We start from the raw sequence: 25,574 nt of genomic DNA, 5'->3' as shown, positions 1-25,574 counted from the left end.
TTTATTCATATTCATTTTTAGGTTGAACACCTAACATTTCCTGAACCATTTGCAATGGATGCTCATCTTTAATCACTTGTGCTAACCATTCATGCAGCGGCATTTGGCTCCATTTAATGGTCTTTTGGAGCATATAGCTCACAGGACTATGTGGCTCATTTGCTTGAAAATAATCAGCTATTTCTTGCAGCACTTTCATTGCTTGCTCGCGATTGGCCAAGTGAGTTTGTGCTTGTGGCTGAAACATAGGCTGGTCTGATACGATTTGTACAGGCACTTGATTTTCCATAGACGGTGTCGTGATGACAGCGGCCTGTTCTTGGCTCGGCGCAAGCCCAGTACCAAAAGCCTCTGCTTTGTAAATTTTACGTAAAGTGCTGTGTATTGTTTCAAATGCAGAATCAATTGCAGCAAAACTCGGTGAATCTAATCCCATTAAATGGTCGAGTGTCTGTTTTAAAACATTCCACTCCGTTAAAACCGAATTAAACTCTTGATAATTTGAGTATTGAAAGGTTTTAGAGGTATTAAAGATCGCTTGATCAAATTGTTCTAATTCAGATGGACCTGACTGACTCTCGTACTCTTCTGTTTGCTTACGGCGTATATTTTCGTGATATAGAAAATTATCGTAATCAAGCAAGTTATAATAAGGAGCTGTATTGGTTAAAGGTACTTTCTTCAACAGCATTGGCAACTGATTAATAAGACCTTGTAATAAACCAATACGCTGATCCAAATCATCATCTTCAATAATCGGATGAATATCCTGCCAATATTGGTTCAGCATGGTATGAGTTAAAGTGATTCCCTTTACCATGCCTTCAAAACCATTTAGATGAGTCCAGGCTTCTATTACCCAAGTTAATAGACGGATATCTTTGGTTTTTTCAATGAGCAAAGTGCTTACACTCTTCGCAACAAAGTCCCAATCTGCCTGCTTCCGTTCAGCAACCCAATCCCCCTGATCTAATAATAGATCATCCTGTGTTCTGGCTTTCTTTATCTCGTGAAATTCATTAGAAAATGAATAATCCTCACCACAAAGCAAGCTGTCATTAATGGGTTTAAGTAGTTCAGAAATATCAATACTCATCTAATTTTGGCTCTATTAAATTTTTAAACTTCTGATTTCAACTTTTTACTAGTCCGTTTTTTAGCAGGCTTCGCCACAGGATCTAGTAAATATTGGATCTCGTCATCTTTTGCATCAATCATGATCAATTTCGGCAATTTTTGATCTGCTAACGCCACTAAAATTTCAGTTGCCAAAGCAGGTAAAACTGTAGAATTTAAGATGTTATCAACATTACGGGCGCCACTATCCACTTCAGTACAACGGCTGAGTAGCAACTCGACCAAGTCATCTGAATATTGAACTTCCGTTCCATATTGTTTTTCAATTCGAGCAGTAATTTTGCCCAATTTATGTTTAATAATTCGAACCAATAAATCATCATGCAATGGGAAATATGGCACAACTCTCATACGCCCTAAGAAGGCTGGCTTAAACTGTTTATATAAACTCGGTTTTAAATGTTCGATTAAATCTTCCGCGGTAGGCCATTCTTCTACAGGCTGATTTAAACATGCCTGCATAATTGCACTCGAGCCCGTATTTGAAGTTAATAAGATTGTCGTGTTTTTAAAATCAATAACGCGCCCTTCACCATCCTCTAAAGTACCTTTATCAAATACTTGATAGAACAACTCCTGAACATCGCTATGTGCTTTTTCAATTTCGTCGAGTAACACAACACTATAAGGATTACGACGTACAGCTTCAGTTAAAACCCCACCCTGACCATAGCCCACATAGCCTGGAGGAGCACCTTTAAGCGAAGAGACAGTATGTGCTTCTTGATACTCAGACATATTAATCGTGATTAAATGCTGTTCACCGCCATATAACTCATTAGCCAAGGCTAAAGCAGTTTCGGTTTTACCAACCCCACTAGGTCCAACTAAAAGGAACACCCCTTGAGGTTTATTTGGATCTTCTAATTTAGCTTTTGAAGTTTTAATCCCTTGAACTAATTGTGTAAGTGCATAATCTTGCCCCATTACACGCTCACCTAATTTATCTTCAAGCGTTAAAATCTGCTTAATTTCATCATTGACCATTTTCCCAACAGGAATACCAGTCCAATCAGAAATAATTTCATTGATGATCTGAGAGTTTACTCGCTCAAAAACTAACGGCTGTTGTCCCTGAATATCAGCAAGGTCTTTGCGTATTAAATTAATCTGATCGTAGGCTTCAGACTCATTAGAATGGCTCTGCGCTTCTAATTCCTGAATTTTACGAACTAGCTCTAATTCTTTTTGCCATTGTTCCTGAGTCTCTTGGATCTCACTTTGTAATGACTCTAGTTGGCTTTTCAGATTTTCTAATCTTTCATGATGTATTGGAATCTGACGGTGTTCATTTTCCAAAATCTGTTGCTCAAGCTTTAAGTTATGTTCTTGTGCTTTTAATTGATCAAGTTTGACTGGCTGTGCATTTTGGGTCAAAGCTACACGCGCTGCCGCAGTATCAAGAACACTTACTGCTTTGTCTGGGAGTTGACGACCACTAATATAGCGATGAGAGGCATGTACAGCCGTTACAATTGCTTCATCATCAATTTGTAAATTAAAGTGCTTTTGCATTACAGGAATCATTGCACGTAACATATCTACAGCAACTTCTTCGGTCGGTTCTTCAACCTTTACCACCTGAAAACGGCGGCTCAATGCAGCATCTTTCTCAAAATACTGTTTATATTCTGCCCATGTCGTTGCAGCAATAGTACGTAACTCGCCACGTGCAAGTGCAGGTTTTAAAAGATTGGCAGCATCGTTTTGCCCCGCTTGGCCACCAGCTCCAATAAGCGTATGTGCTTCATCAATAAATAAAATAATAGGATGAGCCGATGATTGGACTTCTTGAATAACTTGCTTTAAACGGTTTTCAAATTCACCTTTAACACTTGCCCCAGCTTGCAAAAGCCCCATATCTAAAACATGCAAATGTACATTTTTTAATGCCTCAGGAACTAAACCTTGAGCAATTTTTAAAGCCAACCCTTCAACTACAGCTGTTTTACCTACACCTGGCTCACCAGTTAAAATTGGGTTGTTCTGACGTCTACGCATTAAAATATCGAGCATCAAACGAATTTCATATTCACGCCCAATAACAGGGTCAATCCCACCATTCTTCGCTTTTTCAGTTAAATTAATTGTATATTGATCTAAAGCAGGTGTTTTTTGAGTTTTTGCAGTTGGAGTCACGGCTTGTTCTAATTCATCTGCTTGTGAAGATGTTTTTGATTCTTCTTGTTGTTCTACACTTTTTTCACAAATTTCGAGAAACTTATGTTTCATTGAGTCTATCGGGAAAAGATCGAATAAACTCGAAGCTCTCGTTGCAATTTGATAGAGGTCAGGTGCAGTTAATAATGCAACCAGTAAATGACCACTACGAATGACAGGATTTTGTTCTGCTGAAGCCAATAACCAAGCTTGTTCAAATAAACGAACAATTGATTTAGCAAAAATTGGAGTACGTGTATTACCTTTTGGTAATTGAGAAATTGTTTCTTTTAAATCATCTGCTAAAGCATCGGCTGAGATTTTATATTTTTTTAATAAAATTTTTAAATCGTTTTCTAAAGGCTGATTAAGTAACTCTAAAAATAAATGTTCAATTTCAATTTCGTAGTTTTGCTGAAGAACACAAGCATTAGCAGATTTTTCTAAAGCAGTGCGTGCAGCTGTAGAAAGTTTTGTAATTAAAATTTTTAAACTACTCATCATTACTCTCAATATTTTTAAATAATTTAATACTTAAAATCATAATGCCCGTATATTACCAAAATTTAGCTTTATCCGACAAATAACCCAGCATTACAATCATTAATATGATTTATTCGATTTCTTATATCTGAATAAAAAATCTAATACCATTTAAGATCATTTAATTAGTACACATATCTTTTTAACTTAAACATTTAAGAAAAAAAGATATACCCTCTGCTACCCTTGATTAACCAAACTTTGTTTCGGTAATAATTTACAGCCACACGATAATGAATCATTTACTCTTGCTGCTGCTTTTCCCATCACTTGCATATTTGGGTCACCGGAAACAATCGTAGAAACCGTTTTATGCGCCGGACAAGTTGCTTTATCACCTACACATGCAATTGCGATTCCCTCAATTAAAAATGCACTATTACCAGAAATGACTTGCCCTCCACCTGTCGTTGGGCATCCAATCGTAATGTAAGGGCTAGCCATATTCTTCTCCTTATCCCTATAAAACGGTGAACTCAATTCGGCGGTTTTTCTTCCTACCTTCCGCAGAAGTATTGTCCGCTACAGGCTTAGATGAACCTAAACCTTCGGTAGATAAATGATCAGCAGGAATATTCTTACTAATTAAATAATTTTTAACTGCTAAAGCTCGATCTTGGCTGAGTTTTAAGTTTTTGGTCGCATCACCAGAACTATCGGTATGCCCCACAATTTTGACTTTTTTCCCGCCCACTTTATTTAAAGCCACAGCCATTTCATCAAGAATTTTTTGCCCAGCTTCAGTTAATACTGCACTACCAGATTCAAATTCAATAATTCGATTTTTTAAAGCATCATCAATAATCTTCTGCTCAGCCTGATTTACAGAAAGCTGGGAAAATAATTGATATGGAGGCTGTACCAAACTCTGAAAAGACTGAATGGTTGGCTGTATTTCTGTCGGATTTAGCATTTTCCCGGTCAGTTCAAATCGGGTTCCATTAACACTTAACTTACCCTGAGAAACTTTTTTAAGATCAGGTGTAATCACTCGTGTGACAGAGTCACTCCATCCATTTGGAGCGGCAACTGGTCGAACTTGTATTTTATCGACAACCTGATCTGCACCATAAACAGACTGCATTTTCATTAAAATAGCCTGTTTACTTGCTTCATTTGGCACTACACCTTCTACAACTATAGGCTGTGCTAAAGCATAATTCGCAATTGCATATATAAAACAGCCTTTTATAAGTTGTGAAAGTTTAATTTGATATTTTTGATTCATTGTTATTCACCCAAAAAAGTCTGTCTAAATAGTTTTAAACCTTGATTTAAACTTAATTGGCGTTGACATAAAGATTGTTCTAGCGTTGCTAAACCAGCATTCTGTTCCAAATAAGTATCAATCCATTGAGCTTGTATTAAAGAAACCCAATGTTTGCTATCCATATTCTGAGTAAAAATATCGCTAAGAGCTAAAATATCAGCACCCTGAAAACCAAAGAATAATACTGGCTGCTCCCGATGTAACAACCCAATTAATACTTCGGTATTATGCTGTTTTAAAAACCGACAAATAATACTGACCCAGAATGCCGCTATTTCATAACAATAAGCAGGATTATTAATCGGTAGAATCAAGACTTTATTTAAACGGCTAGTCCCATTTTGTAAAATTGGTTGTAGTAGTAATCCTAAACCAATCATGCTTTGAGCTAACTCATAAATACTTAGCTTCATTAACTGAGCAAATGAATGCATGGTATGATTTTCATAAAAACCTACACATTCACGTTCAGATAAAACCTGAATTTGATTTGGTAAATGATTTAGCTTACCAAATAATAAATCAGAATCTTTAATCCCTCTTAATGCACGATTATTTTGAAATAAATCAACTAAGACATGCTTATAGCTATAAGGTGCATATAGTAAATTTTCATATGGTAAATCAATCTCAAGTAAATGACTGAGTACCATCGGAAAAGCTCGACCTGAACTGTCTTCGCTCGCCAACAAATTAGCAGCCAAGAACATGTTCTCTTGTGGATTTGCAATAAAGAAATCCAATGAAGGCAACTTGCTATATGCTTCTTTGAACATATTTGACTGCATTGCATATTCCAATGCTTCTGTTATCCACTGATCAAGTACCTGTATTAAGGCATATTGACCTTTTGTCTTTAAGAAGTCACCACGTGCAGGGCTTTTCCCGTAATACAGAGGAGTTGTTTTTAATGTATGCATCAATGCTCCTCCTTGAATGTAGAGGTTAGTTTCCATGTCATGGCTTAACTCCCGCAGCAGGTTGTGCTAGTGCAGAAACTGGATTTTCAGTTTTGGCAGGAGCAGCTGCCTGAGCTGGTGCTTGCTGTGCGGATACAACGCGAGCAGCCTTATCCGCAGTTACTTTGTCAACCAGTTGCATACCAGAGTAGCCACGGCTTGAACCGATACTTCCTGAATTACTACTAATAAGACGGAAGTTCATTTTCACAAAGAGTGATGGATCTGTCTTACTGCGCCAAAGCATTTCAAAACCACCGTTTTGCTCTTTACGCTGTGCACTATCGATTAAACGGTTAATCCCGTATTCGCCTGGTTCATCAAAAATGGTATGTGTTTGACCTTGTAAATCTACAGCCGTAATACGAGCACCCGGAATACTGCCTTGATTTGGCCAAATAAAGTTAACCCATTGCTGCACCCCATTTTCATAAGTCATACGCTGACCATCAATATCAACGGTATATGAAAGTAACTGCGGGTTTTGAATTGGGTAGAACTGGAAGTTAGACTGATTAGTTGCCGGAGCAGCTGGTGCTTGGCTATTTAACTCACCTGTTGCCATTCCATTTGTAGGTGCAACATAGCGTTGGAAGTTCATAACAAATTGTGGGTTTAAACTAATCCCCAAATCTTTCCATGTTTTGGAGGTTAAGGTATAACCGCGGCGGATAACAAACGGGTCTAAACTCTCTTTAACAAAACGGGAAATACTGCCGTTCTCACCAAGAATTTGTCCAATTTCACTACTTGTTGCTTGTAAAGAAGCTGATGAGTTAAATGGATATTTCTTAGCAAGATTTGCAGTAAATGGTTGATAGGCTTGCATTACCCATAGCTTATTAATTTCATCTTGAGTAGGTGTAATTAAACTTTCAAAGGCTTGGGTAAGTGGACTCACCACTAATTTTTGTAGAAGTTGCTGATCAATTTCACTGAAACCAACCGCCATCTTTTCATCTACAATTTTTTGAGTCTGGTTAAATACCGATGTCTGCTCATTTAAAGTTTGCTTAACCAATGTCATCGCATTCGGTCCGATCTCACCCGCATTCTTAAGTTCATTAAACTTACTACGTACTAAGGCAAGATTCGTCATATATTCATCAAGCAAAGATTTACCTTGCTGATCATCACGTTTACGAACCAATTGATAGAACATTTGATATTCTTGAGAAATAGGCCCTTGAGCATTCGTTACAGCCTGATTTGCTAATTGTTTATCATCATGGTTTAAAACCTTACGTTTAAACCATGCAATAAATCCTTTTTGAGGCGCTGCTAACTCTGCTTGAACAACCGGATTATCCCAGTTTGTTTCAATGGCTACGCGTTCAATAAGCATGCGAATTGGTGAATTTTGTGGTTCGCCCAATACATCAATATTTTTAACTTGCTGAGCAAACTGAGTTGCTTTTGCATAGTGAATGCCACTTAAGAATTTTCTCCACTCTGCAATATATTCTTGTTTATACAATGCAGTAAGCTGCTTTCTGATTTGCTCTGGACTACCTGAGAAAGTTAAATCATCAGATTGACGGCTATTAAGCACCCAGTCTTTAGTATCCGTAGGTTTGTCTGCTGCTTCCTCAATTGCTTTTTCTACATACTCGTTCCAAGCTTTTTGAGTAAATACCCCTGGTAATGCATAACTACCCAATACAATATTTTTATTTGCGTCACCTACAATCTGGTTTACAGTTAAAGCTGGAAAGCGCACAGCAGCACGCATTTTAATTTCATTATAAACACGGTCACGTGCTGGCATACCTCTAATAACAGAGAGCAATACTTGACGTGTCTGATCCACGAGTTGAGAGTCAGCATCCAAGATCGGGAATTGTTTATCATTTGCCAATGTCATTGCATAAGATAAGATCTGCTCAGCTTCTTGGATCATATCTGCACGTGGCATCTGCCCTTTATTGGCATCAAGCCAAGAACGCCAGAAACGCGTTACCTGATCACTTAAGTGACTTGCATCCATATACTGTGGATTGCTCATCATTAAATATGCTTTTAAAGCATTATAAGCATCTTGAGGGTTGGTATCCGAAGGCTCTAAATATTGCTGAGTTTGAGCAGTTTGCTTGATCTCAACATTGGTATGATTTGCTTTTAAAGTTGCTTCGTTATTTTTTACACGTTGCAAATACTGAGCAATATTTTGCTGTGTAGGTATCAAAACAATTTGCTTAACACCTTTTAAATATTCAGCTTTTAATTTTTCACGTAGCTCATTACCTTGATATAAACCAAAACTAAATTTTAGTGGTCTATTTTCATCAAATTCGTCTAACTGTTGTAGACGTCTTTGCAAGATAAGTAAGGCCTCTAATTGAGTCGACAATTGTTGACCTGAACTCTTTTCCAATTGAACAACTTTATTCAAATCAGCTTGAACTTCGGCAATAAGTTGTTGATTATTACGATATGACCAAACCCACACACCGAGAATAATGGATACGCCTGCTAAAGCACCAATAAATGCAATATAACGCTGACGCTTTTTGCTTGTATTGACATGCTGTTTAACCAGATCTTTATCTTTTAAAATGACATCTGAAAACAAGCCTTTTAAGAAATAACCATGGTTAGGCGTTGTTTTTAGCTGATCTTTTACTTCACTTTGAGCAATTTGGGAAAGCTGGAATTCCTGTGCAATTTGCTCAGTCATTGGACTTTCTATTACGCCTTCTTGCAAAGCACTTGTGAAATAAAACCCACGGAAAACTGGTTGGAACTGGTAAGGGTTATCTTCAAACAATGTCGCAATAAAACTTTTTAATGCAGGTTTTAATGTCTTAAATTCTAATGGGAAAGTCATCACACTAGGTGAGATATTTTGAGAATGTCGACGGCTAAGATGAGTTGAACTGACCCCTTTTAAACCGTCATAAAGAATATTGTAGTGTTTCTCAAAAAGATCTACAGCATTATGAGAAGAGTTTTGCTCATATGGTAGTGTTGCGCCCCACGCCTGATTATATTCTTGTGCTTCATAGAATTCGAAAAATTCGGTAAAACCCGCGATCAAATCCATTTTTGAAAAGACTAGATATACGGGTACAACCACTTCTAAACGTTCGGTTAAATCCTGAATACGAGCGCGTAAATTTTTCGCAAGCTTTAATGAGTGTTCAGGACTCTGACTAACAAGCTCAGCAATACTAACAATAAGAATTAAACCATTTACTGGAGCCTTAGAACGGTTCTTCTTTAAGATATTTAAAAAGCCTAACCATTCAGAGTGGTCTTCGCTATAGACCGAATAACGTCCAGCGGTGTCGAGTAAAATACCCTCAGTCGAAAAAAACCAGTCACAATTACGCGTACCGCTTAAACCAGCCGAAACCATTTTTTGATGGGTTTCTTCAAAAGGAAACTTTAAACCAGAATTATAGATCGCAGAACTTTTACCAGCAGCTGGGTTACCAATGACCATATACCATGGCAACTCATATAGTGCTGCGTTCCCCTTTTTATCGCCTAACTTTGACTTACGAATCAATTGAATAGATTCTTTCATTTGTTGGCTAATAAGTTGCAGCTCTTCTTTATCTTTATTTTTGCCGTACTCTGCTTGGGTATCCTTTTCAATCGCTTGTGCAAGCTCTTCACCTTGAACAGCATGCTTTTTACGCTGAATTAGCCAATAAATTCCATAAGCGATGAGCCCTAAAGCATATGCAGATGCTAAAGCCCAAAATATATGGCGAGGAATTGAAGTATAGGAAGACATCAATGCCACGAACAATGACAAGGCGATAATTGCTTTAGGATTCGTGATGTACTGCCACAAGTAGCCTAAAATTGTATGCATTCTATTCTCGTTCTAAGTTCAAAGTTTAAATTAGCTATTCAACACCATCGCATCATCTTCTGAATTTTCAGTGACACTCTGCACAAATGTATGTGCTGACACTGTATTTTCTCCAAAGACAAAAGGAACGATATGTTCAGGAAAATGCATACTAAGCATAAAGCCATAAATATCAACTAAATGCTGGGTATGCCCCAATGAAGATTTCACATAAATATAGTGATGTGGTTCAACAGATGTTTGTGCAAACTGCTGCTGTAATTGCTTCGCTGTTTTTATATCTGTCTGGTCTGAAAGAATAAGTACGTATGGCTCATCTCCCTCATACTGCGGTAATTCATTTAAGTTCAGCGTATGAAGAACTTTGGCTGCTTTTTCTTGGCCCACCACAATTTTTAAGTTTTTAGCCGGTTCGAGTTCTTCGATTTTTAATGATGGGTCCGCAAGGAGGCAGCTTGCAGCAAATTCAGCCGGAATATAATCTTTGACCATCCATGATTTTTCATCAATAAGATCTTGATCAATCTCTGAATCGACAGCCAGCATGAGAAATACCTCATGCTCTTTCTTTTGAATGCGTTTTAATAAATGAATAAATTCTTGATAAGCTACACGCTCACCCAAAAAGTGATATTCGATATGAACTTTTTGGGAAATAATACCAATCTCAGTAAAAAACTCTAAAATCAGATCATTACTTTGCTCATCATTCCAAACATGTAATAAATCTTCTGGAAGAAAAATATGCAAATTCAGTCGATTTAAACGGTGTACTTCAACTACGGGTGTTTCCACATCTTCATATTCGCTATTTGGATCGACCCATGCAGGATGCATATGATATTCACGGATCTGATGAGATTCATAAAATAAAATTGAGCGCTTTAAATGTTCAGCCAAGCGATACAAATTCTCTATATTTTGTTCTAGTTGTTGCCTGATTAAAGACATGATACGAACTTGTCTTGGTGAAGCAGCGTATTGAATATCCTCATCATTTGTCTCAGCTAAATCTTTAATTCGATAAGATAAAAGAGGCAATCCATACGAATTCAACAATTGCTCATCAAGCTCCGGACTTTTAAAATTTTGTATTTCTTCAATAATAGTTTCATTCTCGCCTAGGGCATGTATAGCAAAAGCGGAATATACATTAAAATCCAGCTGTTCTAGAGGTTGTTCAATTGCAGCAGATGATTTTTGACTATCATCATCTTGACTTTGATTTGCAGCCTGCTCTTTCTTTTCTTTGTAGCTTTTATAAACACTATAAATTAACCAAGGTGATAAGATCACCAATGTAATGATTGCTGGCAATAATAAAAAATAAAGGAAAAAGTCGATTTTATTTGGGTTATATTGAACATCACGCCAGTAGAAAATGATAATTCCACTAACAACTGTAAAAATAGCGATGAATGAGAGTAATATTTTTTTAATCATATTTGCTCTCCAATAAGGCTATAACATGTTTCATCGTTATGTGTATTAGGCTTACGAGACATTAAAAAAGCGCCTTGCCCTAAACCACTTTCTTGGCCTTGAGTTAAGCGAACAGGTTGTATTTCAGTCTCATCCAATATCAATCTTAAATCTATCGATAAAGTTGGACTGCACCAGGTTTCTACGATTTTTTTGAGCTTTAAGCTAAGCTCTTGATGAGGTAAAAATTTTAAATATTGCTGACGCTTAAGCGGACCTATTTGAATCTCAATTTTTCCATCAATTTGTTGAATCGTTTCCCCACAAAATGTGTTAATACCAAGTAAGCTCGGTTGACTTCCGCCTAAAGTGGTTAGCTGATCACCCGCTAACTTAAACGATTCCTGTACAAACTCTTTAATTGTAATTTCATGCTTAAAAATACAACTCAACATCGTCTTTAAAGCATGAACCGTATTATTTTGCCCCTGCATTAGGCCTGAAAATTCAGCGAAATATTCATCCAAGTCTTGTTGCTGATGTTGTGAGCGAACATAACCATTCAATGCATGGAGAATATCCAAATAATCATTTTTATTTTCAATTTCATAGCGCACAGGCAAGTGATAAGTAATACTTGACTCTACATACTGACTGGTCAGCTTATGATTAAATAAGCTTAAAAACTCTTTCGTTTCAGCGCGTTGTTGCCTTGGAGCCTGCTTAATTTTATTTGTATATGTATAAGGTAATGCACCTTGTATACCAGTCAGACCAACGATCAGGTTTGTTAAATGAACACGTTCATCTACTAACTCTAAACTTTCAATTTCAGTGGCTGGAAAGTTTAAGTTAAATGAGGTCTCAAATTTAAAATGGTCAGACCATGATAAAGCTGCGTCATTGGCAGGCATATGACGCAATAAACGTGTTGCTTGAATAAACTCAAAAGACTTAGGGCGTTGAAACAACTCAGCCGTTACAGAAGAGTCTTGCCACCAACGTTCTGACTGCATTGGTATAACTCCTGCTGAGATGAATAATCCTTAACCACCAAATCAACAAAACTATTAATTTGAACCTTTAAATTAAAAACACGACTTAATAACTGACTAAAAATATATAAGCTATGCCCTCTAAATACGGATGAATCAATTTGTAATTCAGCTTTTACTCCTCTTACAAACATTGGAAATGGTTTGCCATCTACGAGTTTATGGGTAAGAGAAAATTCTAATTTTTTAATTGATTCTATAATTAAATAGTTTTCTTTTGACTGCGGTAAGTTATATAAAGCCAGCAGCTCTTTAACATGAGAAACAGCATCCCCTTTCATAAGTGCTAAGCTATTTAATGAAAGATGCGAGATCACACGCCACTGTTCACTTTGGCCTTGTTCAAACTTATAAGGCTTTGTAGGTCGTTTTAAAACAATGGCACGTCTCGCCAAGCTACTATCATTTAAATTTAATACGTTATTAGACTGACCCAGTGCTTCATGAGGTAAATCACGGTTTGAACATAATAATTTAGTGCTAATAAAATCTGAGCGCGTTGAAAATGGATTTAAATTTTTAGAAATAATCGAATAGCCCATTTCAACGAAATTGGACTGTAACTTTTGATAGTTTACTGAGTAAAAAAAGCGAGCTGTATCATTGTGGTAATGGCTCATCGCAAAAAAAGGCAAAACAGGAACATAGCTTTCTTCCTGATTTGTTTTTTCACGCACCATATTCATCTCAAGTATTGAATATACTTGATAAAATTCAGGATGGTGAGCGTCTGTAACTAAAGGATATTCTAATTGCTTGTGAACTATCTTCTGGGGTTCAGCATATTTTTCAAATAAATTAATTACGGGGGTAGTAAATAATTTAAAGTTTGCAATATTTAGCTCAGAATAGTTTCTAACAACGGCTTGATCATTTAAGTTTAATTTGAAATGAATTAAAAGCTCAAATTCGGATACATGCTGAGGTAGTCGCCTTAAAAAATCCAAATCGAGCTTAAGATAACTAAACTTTTCCGGGAAACAAAAGTATTCCATCAACAAACGATAAGCATGATGGGTATGTTGATCAAGCGGTAATAAACTTTCTTGTTCTGCAAAACCAATCAATTCAAATGGATTCTTGCTCAATTCTACAATTGTTTGTCCATATTTAACCGCAAAACTGGTTCCTTTTTTGAAAATACTATCAAGGACCTGTAGAGGAAAATTAGAGATAGCATCCAAATAAATAGGAAGCTTCTCATCAGTTAAACAAGCATGAGCATTATTAAAAATTTCAAATTTAAGGCTCAACGTCGCATTTTGATTTAAGTGCATATGTGCACTAGGTGTAGTTTTAAAATCTAAACCACTTAAATGAATAGGTAGTAATTTAACCTCTTGAGTTGTATTAAACTCACACTGTACTCCTTTGAAACTACGAGATTTCAAAACCGTATGATGAGGTACAAGATGAGGTTCTGTAAGCTGTTTAATCTTATTAATATCTTCAAAGCTAACAACTGAACACGCAGGAAAATGCCGTAAGTATTGAGGGAACATCACCTCAAATAAAGAACGAGTAAAAACATCGTAACTGTCTGTTAGTTTTTTATCGATTCGAGCAGCAATCAGCGAAAAAGCCTGAATCAGACGTTCAATATGTGGGTCATCAATTTGCTCTTGATTTAAAGATAAGCGCTGAGCAATTTTTGGATATTTTTGGGCAAATTCTCGAGATTGTTGACCAAATTCTTGTAATTGTTTTTCATAAAACGGTAAAAGCTCTTCTATCACAACACACCCACTACGCTTAAGTTCTTGCTGAAATTACATATTGCTGCGTTGTTGGTTTTAACAATGCATCAAATACAACAGGTTCATATAAGGGGTGAATATTTAGATAAGCCTGAATACTTAAACATAATGCGCCCATATTATGTCCATCTAATAACATCTCTACCCGTATTTGTCTTAGCCGAGGTTCATGAGCTGCTATTGATTGCTCAATGGATTGGCAAATTTTATCCCGATCCAGAGGGTTGGCTGTAGAAAGCCCCACAAAATCAATAATCCCGAACTGAAGTATCGATTTTTTTACAAGTGGATAGTCATCAATCACATGATCTAACTTTGCTACCCGACTATTGAGCAAATCTTCTAAATCCTTTGCTACAGATTCTCTTAATTGCTGAATAGAAAGACCTTTTGCATAATCTTCACTTTCTGGAATTAAACGATCAAATAAAGTTGAACGAAATCCGTATGGATAAAGCCGATCTAAGTTCATTCGAGTTCACAACAAAGTATATTTAAAGACAGCAGAGGCTAACTTTATGTCAGCCTCCACCAAATATTCACTTAAATAATTACGCTGCGTAAGAAGCTGTATTATTAGAAAGTGACCATTTCTTAGTAACAGCACCTTTAGCAGTACCGTTAATATCTTGTTGGTTATAAGTCCACTCAACAGCAGCATATTTCAAACCGAATGCTTCTGTAGGAACGCCTTCTTCGTTAACAGTTGGAGTCACACTAGAAACTAAAACGTGCTTCAATTTGATTTGTAAGTACTTGATACGTTTATCGCCATTTGCGCGATAGAAGTCGATTTGTACTTCATCAAATGTATAACCAGCTGAACAAGCTTCCCATAATTTAGGGCTAGTTGCGTCTAAGTCTTTCACGAAAACCATGTCAGAATGTTCAACACGTTCAGCAGTGTGGCCGCCTACACTACTTGAAGTAGCAGATTTAGGTTGACGGATGTTATGAGACCAAGAGTTAACTTCTAACCAACCTTTGTGCTCAGAATCACGAGATTCTCCATCAACTTTATATTTACCGCGAAACTCAACGTATATATCTTTCATTTAGAACTTTCCTATTTTTAATTTAAAGTTATTCTTTAGCTGACCTTGATTAATTTGAGGACTGAGGTAACTCAGTGACAAGTCGTAAAGAAACCGACAACTCATCCAGCTGGAAATGTGGTCGCAAGAAAACCACAGATTTGTAGTGACCTGGTTGAGCAGGATCTTCTACAACTTTTACAGACGCTTCACGTAACGGGTATTGAGCTTTTGCTTCTTGAGAAGCACCATCGTCAAGTAAGACATACTGTGACAACCACTCATTTAAGAATGCTTCAACATTTCCAGCAGAAGCAAAGCTACCCACTTTATCTCGCATCATTGCTTTTAAGTAATGTGCAATACGTGAAACAGCCATGATGTACTGAATCTGACTTGATAAAGCCGAGTTTGCATTGGCTGTATCATTGTCATATTTTTTAGGTTTTTGAGTTGATTGCGCGCCAAAGAAAGCTGCGTAATCTGTATTTTTACAATGTACTAACGGAATGAAGCCTAGATCGCTTAACTCTTTTTCACGGCGATCCGTGATTGCAATTTCAGTTGGACACTTGAATACCACTTCGCCATCTTGTGTTTTAAAAGTATGTACTGGCAAGCCTTCAACTAAACCACCACCTTCAACACCGCGAATAGCAGCACACCAACCATGCATATCAAATGCATTTGTTAAGCGAGTACCAAAAGCATAAGCTGCATTCATCCACAAATATTCATTGTGGTTTTCACCAGAAACATCTTCAATAAAATTAAAGCCTTCTGTCGCAGTACCTTCTTTTGGATGATATGGGAGACGACCCAAGACATGAGGCAAAGTCAATGCAACATAACGTGAGTCTTCACTATCACGGAACGAACGCCATTGAACATATTCAGCGGTTTCAAAGATTTTTGAAACATCTCTAGGACGATCAATATCTGTAAATGATTCAAGGCCTAAAATGCTCGGACTAGCAGCTGAAATAAATGGTGCATGTGCTGCCGCTGCAACATGAGAGATTTGCTCAAGCAAATACATATCAGATGGAGTACGATCAAACTCAAAATCACCAATTAATGCTGAGTATGGTGCACCACCAAAAGAACCGTATTCTTCTTCGTAGATTTTCTTAAACAAAGTGCTTTGATCAAAGTCTGTAGCACCTTGGAAATCTTTTACCAACTCTTTCTTAGTCGTATTAAGCATACGAATTTTAATGAGCGGATTTGAAGGCGTTTCCTGACAAAAGTAATAAAGACCACGCCAAGTTGACTCAATTTTTTGGAATTGTTCATTGTGCATGATCTGACTTAACTGCTTTGAAATCAGAGCATCAATTTCTGCAATACGCTTATCAATTGATAAAGTCATATTTTCAGAAACAGTAATGGTCCCTGCCATTACTTCTTTAGCAAGCTCACCAATTAAGCTTTTAGCACGAGAATGTTCTTCTTCATTTCGTGCAATACGGCTTTGTTCAACAATCGAATCTAAAAGATTAACTTCTTCATTTTCAACAAGTGGCATTGCTGCTGATTGAGTATTATTCATGATCGGCCTCGGCACTTAATTTACGGATTTGATCAGTATTTTTAAGAACCTCATCAAGCAGATCTTCTAAACGCTCACTGTTTGAAATTTTGTTTCTTAAATCGGTTAAACGCTCACGCGCCTCAACCAATTTCTTTAATGGATCAACTTGCTGTACAACATTTTCCGGGCGAAAATCTTCCATTGACTTAAACGTTAAATCAACTGCCATTTTACCGCCTTCTTCTGTCAACGTATTGTCTACTTGAAAAGCAGCTCTTGGAGACAGAGATTCCATTACTTCATCAATATTATCTAAATCGACATTAATGAATTTTTTATCTTTTAATTTTGTACGCTCAAGCTCAGATGCAGCTGAAAAATCACCCATTACACCTACAACGAATGGTAGTTCTTTCGCTTCTTTCGCATCACCAATTTCGACATCATATGTAAGCTGAACACGAGGAGGTCGAATTCGCTGAAGCTTCTTTTGTACGCTTTCTCTCTTAGCCATAAGATTCTATTCCGGATTATTTAATTAAAGGGTCAAAAGGCGAACTTTTTGATTTATTGACAGTGGCTGCAGGTGCAGTTTTAGGTTTGACTGCGGTGGCCTTTGCTGGACTTACTACTCGTTTATTTGATGTTCTAGAGGCACTCACTTTATTACGCGTTGCGTACTGTTTTTTATAATTTCTTTTTTCATTATCAGTAGAACTGCTTTCCGAGTTGTTAGTTTTGAAACTGGATGGATCAGGAGCCGGCATTGCAGTATGAATATTTTCAACTAACTGCTTTGCAGGAGGATATGTTATGTCATTCGTTAAATATCGCATTTCCTGATTACGCATTTGTTGCAATGAGTTATTTGCAATGCTCACACCAGATAAAAATAAGACATCTGTGATTAATGAACCGCGTATATTTTGACTTTGCAATTGACTTGCTAAATTCAATGCTTTAACTGGTTGATTGGTTTGATAAAACCGCATAGCAGCTTTAGCTAATAAATCATTTTTTTGAGTTGTATTATCACTATCACAAACTTGTTTAAAAATATTCAATAGCTCAGGGTCATTTTGGCCTTCTGCTAGAGGGTTCTTCTTAATACAACTTTTTTTAAGTTTTACAGGCTCTAGTTCTGCTGCTTGAGCATATGATAGACCGATAATGTTTCCAGTCAAAAAAAGTATCAAAATACTTCGTTTCAACACAACTTTCATTCCTCTGTTTTCTTATTTATTCAAGGCTTTACCGAAAAGTTAATATTTTTAGAATATTAAAAAATCAGTATAAAAACCTTATATTCAAAAAATTTAGTCGCAGTTTAACATATAAATAAACATATTTTATATAAAAAACATATTAACTTAAACTAAAAGCTAATAGTTAAGATGCCTATAAAATATAGCTTAATAAAGTTTTTCTTATAAAAAAATAATATTGTTAATTTTTGTAAATAAAAATAAATTATTGATTTTTATTAGTTTATTTAAAAATTAAACAAAATTAAAAATTGATTTAAATATCATGAGATTAGGCATTATGAAACATTTTCTTAAGAATATTTAATTATAAAGGACATCTAAGTTAATCCTATTTGATTAGTATCGATACAGCCCACTTTACAAAAAGACAGGCTCTACATAAAGTCCATAAAATTGTCAAGACTAATCTGTCTACCTATCATATTTTTTTAAAATTAATTTAATGCTTCCTTAGCACTAAAAAACATACTTTCCCTACATAACCATAAATTTTCTATATTTTTTGCTTAAACATGGCTTTAGATAAAAATTACAAGTAATTATTTTTGGTTCTTGTAATGGCTCAGACCAAGAGAAGTTTATTCAACCTAAATTTTATTTTCTCAAAAATTGTAGTTCTTAACTTTATAGCTCATATGAATTACCAATTTTTTCAAAGAAATTAATACTACCCACCAGTATCCAAAATATCTGGCTATTTTGGCTGATATAGATACCCTCATAGCTATAAAAAAAGCAATATTTTTAATCTGCGAATTAATCATGACTTGAATAACAAATAGATTGGTTCATTTATGCTGCTTTATACAAAAAGTACATTGTTGGCAATGATTAGCGGCAGCTTGAGCGCTAATATAAATCAAATCAATTCATCGATTGATTGCATAGGTTAAGATTGTTAGAAGAGAATATGGTCTGAAATATTAATCGATAAATTTTATTTAGTACCGTCTATACATCACAATTCCACTATTAACATACTTTTTTAATTGCAGCTTTGCTCTGCTTACTTTCACTCATTCCCGTTTTAAAGGAGAAAACCCATGTCTAATCAAATGGATCAGGCCATTCAAAGTGTCATTGACTTACATGTTTTGATCGAAAATGTTTTTACAGGTCAAAATGCAGAACAAAGTCTCACACCACTTTTAAACAGTTTTGATCAAAATTTTAAGATGGTTACGGTTCAAGGTCAGAGTATTGGTTTAGCCGAAGTTAAGAACTTATTTAGTCAAAATATTGGAAAAAAGCCCTCTTTAAAAATCACTATTCTTAAAAGCACAGCCTTATACGAATTTGAAAATTACTGTTGGGTGCAATATCAGGAACATCAGCAAACTGATGAAACCGAAACAGTACGGACTTCCACAGCCTGCATTAAAGTAGAAGACGAAAAATGTTATTGGGTTTATTTACATGAAACTTTAGTTCCCTCATCTTCTTAACTCATCTAGAGCACCTTAAAGATGGCACCTATTTTGCTTAACAATATTACGTTTTATGAAAATCGTAATACTGATCAAAATGGGGAGCTCTCGATATGGGTTATGTTGCAAAGGAATTTACGCAAAAGAACAAGCTGATTCTCAGTATTTGTTCTTTCGTGATTCCAATATGTCTTTGGTGCGCAATCAGTTACTTACCTTTTGTTTGGCATCCTCAAGTACAAATCACAAGTTCAGGCAGTGTTCCTTACTTACAAGTAGGAAGTCGCGTTGATAAAAATGTGTTCTATCTCGAAGCACAAAATGCAGTCAATCGAAATTCTGCACCACCACAAGGTATTTTGGTTAATCCAATTTATTTACCCGCTCCCCATGAAGTCGCTAAGGCTTTGGTCACTGCATTTACCACACCACCTGAACAACCTGATTCGCCGTGGTTTCATCAAAGTTTATGGCACAGTATTAAACTGGTATTTTCAGCTTTTTTTATCTCTTCCTTAATTGGGATTCCACTGGGTATTTTGTGTGGTTTTTCTAAGCGGATATCCTTGTTAACAGAACCGTTTGTCGAGTTTTTCCGTTACTTACCCGCACCTGCATTTGGTGCGCTTGCTGTGGCAATTTTAGGGATTAATGACGCACCTAAAATTGCCATTATTGTGATTGGTACACTCTTTCAGCAAATTCTCATTATTGCCAATACCACACGAACGGTTGATCGAAGCTTAATTGAAGCTGGCTATACGCTTGGCACCAATAAGCTCAAAAGTTTATTTCATGTGGTGATTCCTGCTGCCTTACCTGATATTTACCGTGACTTACGTGTGCTATTGGGCTGGGCATGGACCTATTTAATTGTTTCAGAGTTGATTGGTACGACCTCGGGTATTACATGGTTTATCACCCAACAGGCACGCTATCAAAACTTTGACAATGTCTATGCGGCCATTTTGATTATTGGGGTGATTGGGCTGGTCTGTGATTGGGTATTAATGAAGTTAGGTGAGCGGATGTTCACTTGGAAAGTAGGAGCAAAATAATGAACGATTCAACATTTAACGCACATGAATACTTTCAAAAAATTTATGAACGTCCTGTGATTTTAGAAGCTAAACAACTGAGCCAAGTTTTTAAACATGGTCAAACTGAACATACTGTTTTAAATAAGCTCGATTTAAAAATTCATAAAAGAGAATTTATTTGTGTGATTGGTCCTTCTGGCTGCGGTAAATCGACACTAAGCCGTGTTATTGCAGGTTTAGACCCATACCATAGCGGAGAAGTTTTAGTAGACGGCGAATGCATTACAGGCCCATGTCCTGAACGCGGTATGGTGTTTCAGGGCTATACCCTTTTTCCGTGGAAAACTGTAAAAGAAAACGTAATGTTTGGTCCGCAAATGCGCGGCGCCAGTCAAATGACAGCCGAAGCTCAAGCACGCGAATGGATCAATATTATTGGTTTAGAAAAATATGAAAATCAGTATCCACACCAACTTTCTGGTGGCATGAAACAGCGCGTTGCGATTGCTAGAGCTTTAGTTAATCAACCTAAAATTTTACTTATGGATGAACCTTTTGGTGCGCTCGACCCACATACTCGCCAAAAAATGCAAAAGCACTTAATGGATTTATGGCAAAACATTGATATCACCATTATTTTTGTGACCCATGACATGGATGAAGCCATTTTGCTGGCAGACCGAATTGTGGCACTCAAAGCCAACCCAGGTGAAATTAAGGAAATTATTGAAGTTAATTTACCTCGCCCACGCTCACTCGATTTAATGAGCACACCTGAGTTTAAACAGCTCTGTTCACGAGTTGATTATCTGGTTCACGCTGAAGAAGACGAGCTTGACCCTGCGTTGCAAGACCTACCAAAAATACCGCGTATGACTCAGGTCAGTACAGAAAAATAAGTAAGACATTAAAAAGCCCAAGTTCAACTTGGGCTTTTTGCTTTATGGAGCTTATTTGAGTTGTTCGATGAGTGTTGGATAAATCAGCCCATCTACATTTTGTTCAGTTTTATAAATACCGTTTTCAACGTTAAATTTATTGACGTGATAGCTAGAGCCATAAATCGAGTCAAAGTCTTGAGATTTAGTAAATACTTTTTTATTGGCATTGATATCTAATAAATGCGTACCGCTGACCATCAACTCATATTGCTTTGGATCAACCCCTGAACGGTTTGCCATAATTTTAACCGCATCGGCATGGGTTGCAGGGTCATTAATATATTTAACTGTTTTATCCCACACTTGAATGATTTTTTTCCATTCGTCTTGATGAGCTATTAAATGACTCATGTTGACTGTTAAGGTGTCGTAAATTAAACCCGGCTTGTCTTTAGAGGTATAGATAATTTTAGAGCCTGCCACTGCTTTTAATGCCTGCCCTGCAATGGGTTGCCAAACAGCAATCGCGGAAATATCTGGGCTATTAAACACTTGAGGTAGTTGGTTCGTCGCTGAATTTACCAGCTTCACCTCATTCGCTTTAATGTTATGGTCGGTTAAAGCTGTTGCCAATAAAAGATGGTCAACCAAGCCTTTTTCGACACCGATCGATTTTCCTTTTAAGTCTTGAATGGTATTAATACCCTCTTTTGCAATAATGACATCATTGCCCGCAGAATAATCTGTTGCCATGATCATCATGCCTTGCGTACCGCCCGAAGCTGTTACCAAGTTATCGCCATTGGTGACCAACACAGCGTCGAGCTGATTTGCCGAAAAGGCCGAAAGAGAAGCCGAATAATCAAACCATTTAAACTCTACATTTAGCCCTGCTTCTTTTAACCAGCCTTTTTCAATAGCCACTTGCCAAGCCACCCAGCCCGGCCAATCACTATATCCGATGGTAATTGGTTTTGTATTTGCGGCTGCCTGAGCATCTTGTTTAGCCTCGGACACTTTAGCAGTATTGTCACACCCACCCAATACAACTGCCGATAAAATAGATACGGATAACAACGCTTTTTTAATCATATAGAAACTTCCCCAACATTTTTACTAACAACACTTTGAGCGGTTTGATTGAGTGACTGTATATAAGCTCGCCAGCCTCCAAAATGGCTAATATCGGTTGCATCTTGAATGGCATAAGCCTCGCAAATAAAGCCTTTGACCCATGTTCCATCTTTTAGTTTCAGGTTCCCTATACCAAGTGGTGCTGGAACTTCGGCCACAATGGCACCAAAATTTGCTAAAGGAACATCCCACACTTCGACTTCAATTGATGTCCCTGCTGCATCACATTGCAGGCCAGGTTTTGGTGGCGAGGTATTTTTTAAGGCAAAGAGTTTATAAGTCTCTGCGGTCTGGGTTTTCTTAAGTAAAGTTGCATTGCGGCTAGTGAGCTGAAAATTAAGGGGCATGCCTGTTAAGTGTGCTCCCACAACGGCAAGCTGTACTGAATGATTCGACTGAATCTCTAGACTTTTTTGATAATGTTGAGTTGATTTACCTAAACTCAGCGATGTTTCGGCTTGCCAAAGCTGCGCAAAATTGGCGAGTGCCTGATCGTGCCAAGCTGGTGCAATAAAGGTTATTCCACTTGGTAGGCCGTCTTCACGAAGTATATTAGGTAAAGCTAAAGCCGAAAGATCGGCAAAATTAACAAAGTTGGTATAGGCCCCCATGTGCGCGTTTTTAGTCAACGGGTCGGCTTCAACTTCGGCAATGGTGTAAATGGTTGGTGCTGTCGGAACCATCAAGGCATCAAAAGGCTGTAATGCCAAATTAATTTTTCGAGCCAGAACGGCACGGTTATATTCGGCTTGAAGTGCATCTGTTGCCTTGAATTTATCTGCCTGCGCAATAATCTGGGCAATGACTGGATGAGCCTTTTCACGTGTTGTCATGCGTTCAACGGCGACTGTTCTTTCTGCCACCCATGCATCGTTATACAGTGCGGCAGCAAGCTCATTAAACGCACTGAAATCAATACTCTCAACTTCGTAACCCAGTTTTTTAACACGCTCGACTGCAACTAAAAAGGCTTTTTCAGATTCAAGATCGCCATAAAACTCAAGCTGAGCTGGAATAGCTATTTTTCGTTTAGAAAACTGAGTCGGTACATTGGCTGGATGTACTCGTGAATATTCATCTGTTTCATCGTATCCCTGCATTAAACTGGCAACTGTCCAAGCATCATCAATATGCAGCGCAAAAATAGAAATGACATCAATAGTCCGACATGCAGGGATTAAACCTGTGGTAGAAAACCAGCCCTTTGTTGGTTTAAGACCCACAATATTGTTATGGCCTGCAGGAACACGCCCTGACCCCGCCGTGTCTGTCCCCAAACTAAAAGGCACTATACCGTTGGCGACCACCACTGACGAACCAGAACTTGAACCACCGCTGATATATTCGGGGTTAAAACTATTTTTTACTGCACCATAGGGAGAGCGAACACCAACCAGTCCCGTTGCAAACTGATCAAGGTTAGTTTTACCCACCACAATCGCCCCAGCTTTTTTCAGTTTGGCAACGACGGCAGCATCTTGGTTTGCTAAATATTGAACTTCTTTACAGGCAGCAGTGGTGTGAAAGTCAGCGACATCAATATTGTCTTTGACTGCAAATGGCACTCCGTATAGAGGTAAGTCAGCAATATTCTGATCTTTTAAAACATCAATTTGTGCCTGAATCTGATTATTCGATGCAATTTCAATCCATGCATGGTCATCGTTTTTAATTTCTGCCACATAGCCAATCAGATCTGCAAGATGGATTTGCCCGTTTTGATATGCTGTTTTCCAGTCTTGAATAGTCCATAAATTTTTCAACACGCTACTCCTCATTTAGTCATTTTGCTGTATAGGCGGCATAACGGCATCCATCAGTTCTAGATGTCCTTTGATCACCCCTTTCAGCACAATAAATTGCTGGCTAATTTGTCTAAGCTCAGAACTCGCGCCCTGCATTAACATGACTTGCAATATCTTTTGTTGGTCGAGCTGAATATGAAGTGAACTAATCACCTGTGCTAAAAACTGTTGTTGCAAGTCAACCAATTGATTGCGCAAGGTCATTTGGCTAGCGTCATAAAGCAGCGTTAATGTGCCCACCATGACTTCATTGGCCTGTGCTTGCTCTGCAATCAGGTGTTTATTAATCATGTCGACAATGGCTTGCGAGCGACTTTCATAGTTCTGCTCGACAATTTTTTGGTCGAGCGCGTTGAGGGTCGATTCAGGTACGGTAATACTGATTCGAGCAAGCTTTTGTTTTGCCACAGTCTTATCCTTTTGTTTTAGGCAGCTGATTGTTTTGTTTGATATATACGCCTGCGCGTACGCTGAGCAACTGGACTAAAAAGGCTTTTAAAGTTTGCTTTGGTTGAACCACAGGTTTTACATCGTTCATATCACACCTCTAGCTTGGTATTACCAAATTCAGTTTTTGTATTACTAATAAGAGATGCAGAAAATGTGCCAGTTTTTAAGCGTGGTTTTGATGGGCTTGGTAGGAATTTATGAGTGATTTTTGGGCAAGAAAAAGCCCCATGCACAGGGATGGGGCTATCTCTTTTAATCCTTAGTTATGTTTCAATAAATCATTCTGATTAAAAAGGAATCCATCTTTAGGAGCCTCTATCTTTATATTATTTATTAAACTTTTAAAATCATTAATCGCTTTATTTGTATCATTACCTTCGCCTTCATATGTTACTAAGATAACTCCAGCATTAGTACCTGATGAAGCACTAATAAGAAAACGTTTATCAAAGTTGGTTGTAAATACATTAGCTTGATAATTCATACCATTACTCAATGGAATATTAATATCCTCATTAACTAATGTTACCCCTTTCATTTTAACTAGTCCTTGTTTAGGAATTTGTAGAGAAGCAACCAGATATTGCATACCCTCTTCTATACCTTTGGGATAATATATTGAAATTATAATTGCCTGTTTACTCGCTTGTTTTATTGCAATTAACTCTTCATTTTGACCTTTGCTAATATCCCACTGATCTTTTAGGTTAACTACAATATTTTTATATTTTACTTCTTGAGCATAAGTCGGAGTAAGTAAATAAAAAAACATAAATGTTAGTAATAAAATTCTTTTCATAATAATTCCATTTTTGTTCTTGAAGTATCATATTAAATATCATTCACGGAGTCGAATCTATTCCATAATTTAATTT

Annotated in this window: 22 protein-coding genes; 3 read left to right on the top strand and 19 right to left on the bottom strand. The window is 37.1% G+C overall.

Annotated features, from left to right (window positions below; translation table 11 throughout):
- Position 1 precedes the first annotated feature (1 nt).
- The 14 genes from tssA to EG365_RS15130 all read right to left on the bottom strand — a co-directional run bounded on the left by tssA (position 2) and on the right by EG365_RS15130 (position 17,917).
- Positions 2-1,096 (bottom strand): type VI secretion system protein TssA, encoded by a 1,095-nt coding sequence (gene tssA / locus EG365_RS15195; protein ID WP_000020713.1) that lies wholly within the window; start codon positions 1,094-1,096, stop codon positions 2-4.
- Between the two features lie 23 nt (positions 1,097-1,119).
- Positions 1,120-3,801, bottom strand: a complete 2,682-nt coding sequence (tssH, locus tag EG365_RS15190; protein ID WP_002001416.1) for a type VI secretion system ATPase TssH — start codon at positions 3,799-3,801, stop codon at positions 1,120-1,122.
- A gap of 219 nt (positions 3,802-4,020) precedes the next feature.
- Complete coding sequence (locus EG365_RS15185) at positions 4,021-4,284, bottom strand: PAAR domain-containing protein (RefSeq protein WP_000168112.1); 264 nt, start codon at positions 4,282-4,284, stop codon at positions 4,021-4,023.
- Between the two features lie 16 nt (positions 4,285-4,300).
- Complete coding sequence (locus EG365_RS15180; RefSeq protein ID WP_001072410.1) at positions 4,301-5,068, bottom strand: OmpA family protein; 768 nt, start codon at positions 5,066-5,068, stop codon at positions 4,301-4,303.
- 2 nt (positions 5,069-5,070) lie between these two features.
- Complete coding sequence (tagF, locus tag EG365_RS15175) at positions 5,071-6,030, bottom strand: type VI secretion system-associated protein TagF (RefSeq protein ID WP_000557241.1); 960 nt, start codon at positions 6,028-6,030, stop codon at positions 5,071-5,073.
- Positions 6,031-6,067: 37 nt separating this feature from the next.
- Positions 6,068-9,892: a type VI secretion system membrane subunit TssM gene (gene tssM, locus EG365_RS15170; RefSeq protein ID WP_000556914.1), complete on the bottom strand. Its 3,825-nt coding sequence runs from the start codon at positions 9,890-9,892 to the stop codon at positions 6,068-6,070.
- A gap of 30 nt (positions 9,893-9,922) precedes the next feature.
- Entirely contained in the window at positions 9,923-11,335 is a 1,413-nt protein-coding gene (locus EG365_RS15165) for a hypothetical protein (protein ID WP_000591882.1), read from the bottom strand.
- A complete protein-coding gene (gene tssG, locus EG365_RS15160) occupies positions 11,332-12,330 on the bottom strand; it encodes a type VI secretion system baseplate subunit TssG (protein ID WP_001190395.1) in 999 nt (332 codons plus the stop codon). Before tssG ends, EG365_RS15165 begins: the two co-directional genes overlap by 4 nt.
- Positions 12,294-14,105 (bottom strand): type VI secretion system baseplate subunit TssF, encoded by a 1,812-nt coding sequence (gene tssF / locus EG365_RS15155; RefSeq protein ID WP_000568832.1) that lies wholly within the window; start codon positions 14,103-14,105, stop codon positions 12,294-12,296. Before tssF ends, tssG begins: the two co-directional genes overlap by 37 nt.
- 16 nt (positions 14,106-14,121) lie before the next feature.
- Positions 14,122-14,598 (bottom strand): type VI secretion system baseplate subunit TssE, encoded by a 477-nt coding sequence (gene tssE, locus EG365_RS15150; RefSeq protein ID WP_001047031.1) that lies wholly within the window; start codon positions 14,596-14,598, stop codon positions 14,122-14,124.
- A 79-nt stretch (positions 14,599-14,677) separates the two neighbouring features.
- The gene (locus EG365_RS15145; protein WP_000653195.1) at positions 14,678-15,181 is read right to left on the bottom strand and encodes an Hcp family type VI secretion system effector; all 504 of its coding nucleotides are present in this window, start codon (positions 15,179-15,181) and stop codon (positions 14,678-14,680) included.
- Positions 15,182-15,230: 49 nt separating this feature from the next.
- Positions 15,231-16,712: a type VI secretion system contractile sheath large subunit gene (gene tssC / locus EG365_RS15140; protein ID WP_001066523.1), complete on the bottom strand. Its 1,482-nt coding sequence runs from the start codon at positions 16,710-16,712 to the stop codon at positions 15,231-15,233.
- Positions 16,705-17,208 (bottom strand): type VI secretion system contractile sheath small subunit, encoded by a 504-nt coding sequence (tssB, locus tag EG365_RS15135; protein ID WP_001119042.1) that lies wholly within the window; start codon positions 17,206-17,208, stop codon positions 16,705-16,707. Before tssB ends, tssC begins: the two co-directional genes overlap by 8 nt.
- Before the next feature lie 16 nt (positions 17,209-17,224).
- Entirely contained in the window at positions 17,225-17,917 is a 693-nt protein-coding gene (locus tag EG365_RS15130; RefSeq protein WP_000869709.1) for a hypothetical protein, read from the bottom strand.
- A gap of 1,088 nt (positions 17,918-19,005) precedes the next feature.
- Between EG365_RS15130 and EG365_RS15120 the strand changes: the two genes are divergently transcribed.
- From EG365_RS15120 to EG365_RS15110, 3 genes are all read left to right on the top strand, one after another.
- Positions 19,006-19,407 carry a hypothetical protein gene (locus tag EG365_RS15120; protein ID WP_000070792.1) on the top strand — a complete coding sequence of 134 codons (402 nt, stop codon included), beginning with the start codon at positions 19,006-19,008 and terminating at the stop codon, positions 19,405-19,407.
- Between the two features lie 95 nt (positions 19,408-19,502).
- The gene (locus EG365_RS15115) at positions 19,503-20,447 is read left to right on the top strand and encodes an ABC transporter permease (protein ID WP_000542525.1); all 945 of its coding nucleotides are present in this window, start codon (positions 19,503-19,505) and stop codon (positions 20,445-20,447) included.
- Positions 20,447-21,328 (top strand): ABC transporter ATP-binding protein, encoded by an 882-nt coding sequence (locus EG365_RS15110; protein ID WP_001000089.1) that lies wholly within the window; start codon positions 20,447-20,449, stop codon positions 21,326-21,328. The genes EG365_RS15115 and EG365_RS15110 overlap by 1 nt, the downstream gene beginning before the upstream one ends.
- A gap of 51 nt (positions 21,329-21,379) precedes the next feature.
- Here EG365_RS15110 and EG365_RS15105 read toward each other — a convergent pair whose 3' ends face one another.
- The 5 genes from EG365_RS15105 to EG365_RS15085 form a co-directional block, all read right to left on the bottom strand.
- The gene (locus tag EG365_RS15105; RefSeq protein WP_000591252.1) at positions 21,380-22,402 is read right to left on the bottom strand and encodes an ABC transporter substrate-binding protein; all 1,023 of its coding nucleotides are present in this window, start codon (positions 22,400-22,402) and stop codon (positions 21,380-21,382) included.
- A complete protein-coding gene (gene atzF, locus EG365_RS15100; RefSeq protein WP_000916831.1) occupies positions 22,399-24,210 on the bottom strand; it encodes an allophanate hydrolase in 1,812 nt (603 codons plus the stop codon). Before atzF ends, EG365_RS15105 begins: the two co-directional genes overlap by 4 nt.
- Positions 24,211-24,222: 12 nt before the next feature.
- Positions 24,223-24,657, bottom strand: coding sequence for a CopG family ribbon-helix-helix protein (locus tag EG365_RS15095; protein WP_001118704.1), 435 nt, complete (start codon positions 24,655-24,657; stop codon positions 24,223-24,225).
- 4 nt (positions 24,658-24,661) lie between these two features.
- Positions 24,662-24,787 carry a hypothetical protein gene (locus EG365_RS15090; protein ID WP_001000631.1) on the bottom strand — a complete coding sequence of 42 codons (126 nt, stop codon included), beginning with the start codon at positions 24,785-24,787 and terminating at the stop codon, positions 24,662-24,664.
- 171 nt (positions 24,788-24,958) lie between these two features.
- On the bottom strand, positions 24,959-25,498 hold the full coding sequence (locus EG365_RS15085) for a hypothetical protein (RefSeq protein WP_000821714.1): 540 nt from the start codon (positions 25,496-25,498) through the stop codon (positions 24,959-24,961).
- Between the last annotated feature and the right edge of the window lie 76 nt (positions 25,499-25,574).

Source organism: Acinetobacter sp. FDAARGOS_494 (genome assembly GCF_003812225.1).
In the GTDB taxonomy this organism is placed as follows: Bacteria; Pseudomonadota; Gammaproteobacteria; order Pseudomonadales; family Moraxellaceae; genus Acinetobacter; species Acinetobacter baumannii.
The sequence above is the reverse complement of the archived record's forward strand: the minus strand, read 5'-3'. Positions and strand labels throughout refer to the sequence as shown.

What these genes read in the sequence shown, in the direction of transcription:
- EG365_RS15130 (WP_000869709.1), bottom strand. Translation starts at nt 17,917, where the DNA reads ATGAAAGTTGTGTTGAAACGAAGTATTTTGATACTTTTTTTGACTGGA.
- EG365_RS15120 (WP_000070792.1), top strand. Translation starts at nt 19,006, where the DNA reads ATGTCTAATCAAATGGATCAGGCCATTCAAAGTGTCATTGACTTACAT.
- tssB (WP_001119042.1), bottom strand. Translation starts at nt 17,208, where the DNA reads ATGGCTAAGAGAGAAAGCGTACAAAAGAAGCTTCAGCGAATTCGACCT.
- tssE (WP_001047031.1), bottom strand. Translation starts at nt 14,598, where the DNA reads ATGAACTTAGATCGGCTTTATCCATACGGATTTCGTTCAACTTTATTT.
- EG365_RS15090 (WP_001000631.1), bottom strand. Translation starts at nt 24,787, where the DNA reads ATGAACGATGTAAAACCTGTGGTTCAACCAAAGCAAACTTTAAAAGCC.
- tssA (WP_000020713.1), bottom strand. Translation starts at nt 1,096, where the DNA reads ATGAGTATTGATATTTCTGAACTACTTAAACCCATTAATGACAGCTTG.
- EG365_RS15180 (WP_001072410.1), bottom strand. Translation starts at nt 5,068, where the DNA reads ATGAATCAAAAATATCAAATTAAACTTTCACAACTTATAAAAGGCTGT.
- EG365_RS15165 (WP_000591882.1), bottom strand. Translation starts at nt 11,335, where the DNA reads ATGATTAAAAAAATATTACTCTCATTCATCGCTATTTTTACAGTTGTT.
- tssG (WP_001190395.1), bottom strand. Translation starts at nt 12,330, where the DNA reads ATGCAGTCAGAACGTTGGTGGCAAGACTCTTCTGTAACGGCTGAGTTG.
- tssC (WP_001066523.1), bottom strand. Translation starts at nt 16,712, where the DNA reads ATGAATAATACTCAATCAGCAGCAATGCCACTTGTTGAAAATGAAGAA.
- tagF (WP_000557241.1), bottom strand. Translation starts at nt 6,030, where the DNA reads ATGCATACATTAAAAACAACTCCTCTGTATTACGGGAAAAGCCCTGCA.
- EG365_RS15110 (WP_001000089.1), top strand. Translation starts at nt 20,447, where the DNA reads ATGAACGATTCAACATTTAACGCACATGAATACTTTCAAAAAATTTAT.
- EG365_RS15115 (WP_000542525.1), top strand. Translation starts at nt 19,503, where the DNA reads ATGGGTTATGTTGCAAAGGAATTTACGCAAAAGAACAAGCTGATTCTC.
- tssH (WP_002001416.1), bottom strand. Translation starts at nt 3,801, where the DNA reads ATGATGAGTAGTTTAAAAATTTTAATTACAAAACTTTCTACAGCTGCA.
- tssM (WP_000556914.1), bottom strand. Translation starts at nt 9,892, where the DNA reads ATGCATACAATTTTAGGCTACTTGTGGCAGTACATCACGAATCCTAAA.
- EG365_RS15185 (WP_000168112.1), bottom strand. Translation starts at nt 4,284, where the DNA reads ATGGCTAGCCCTTACATTACGATTGGATGCCCAACGACAGGTGGAGGG.
- EG365_RS15085 (WP_000821714.1), bottom strand. Translation starts at nt 25,498, where the DNA reads ATGAAAAGAATTTTATTACTAACATTTATGTTTTTTTATTTACTTACT.
- EG365_RS15145 (WP_000653195.1), bottom strand. Translation starts at nt 15,181, where the DNA reads ATGAAAGATATATACGTTGAGTTTCGCGGTAAATATAAAGTTGATGGA.
- EG365_RS15105 (WP_000591252.1), bottom strand. Translation starts at nt 22,402, where the DNA reads ATGATTAAAAAAGCGTTGTTATCCGTATCTATTTTATCGGCAGTTGTA.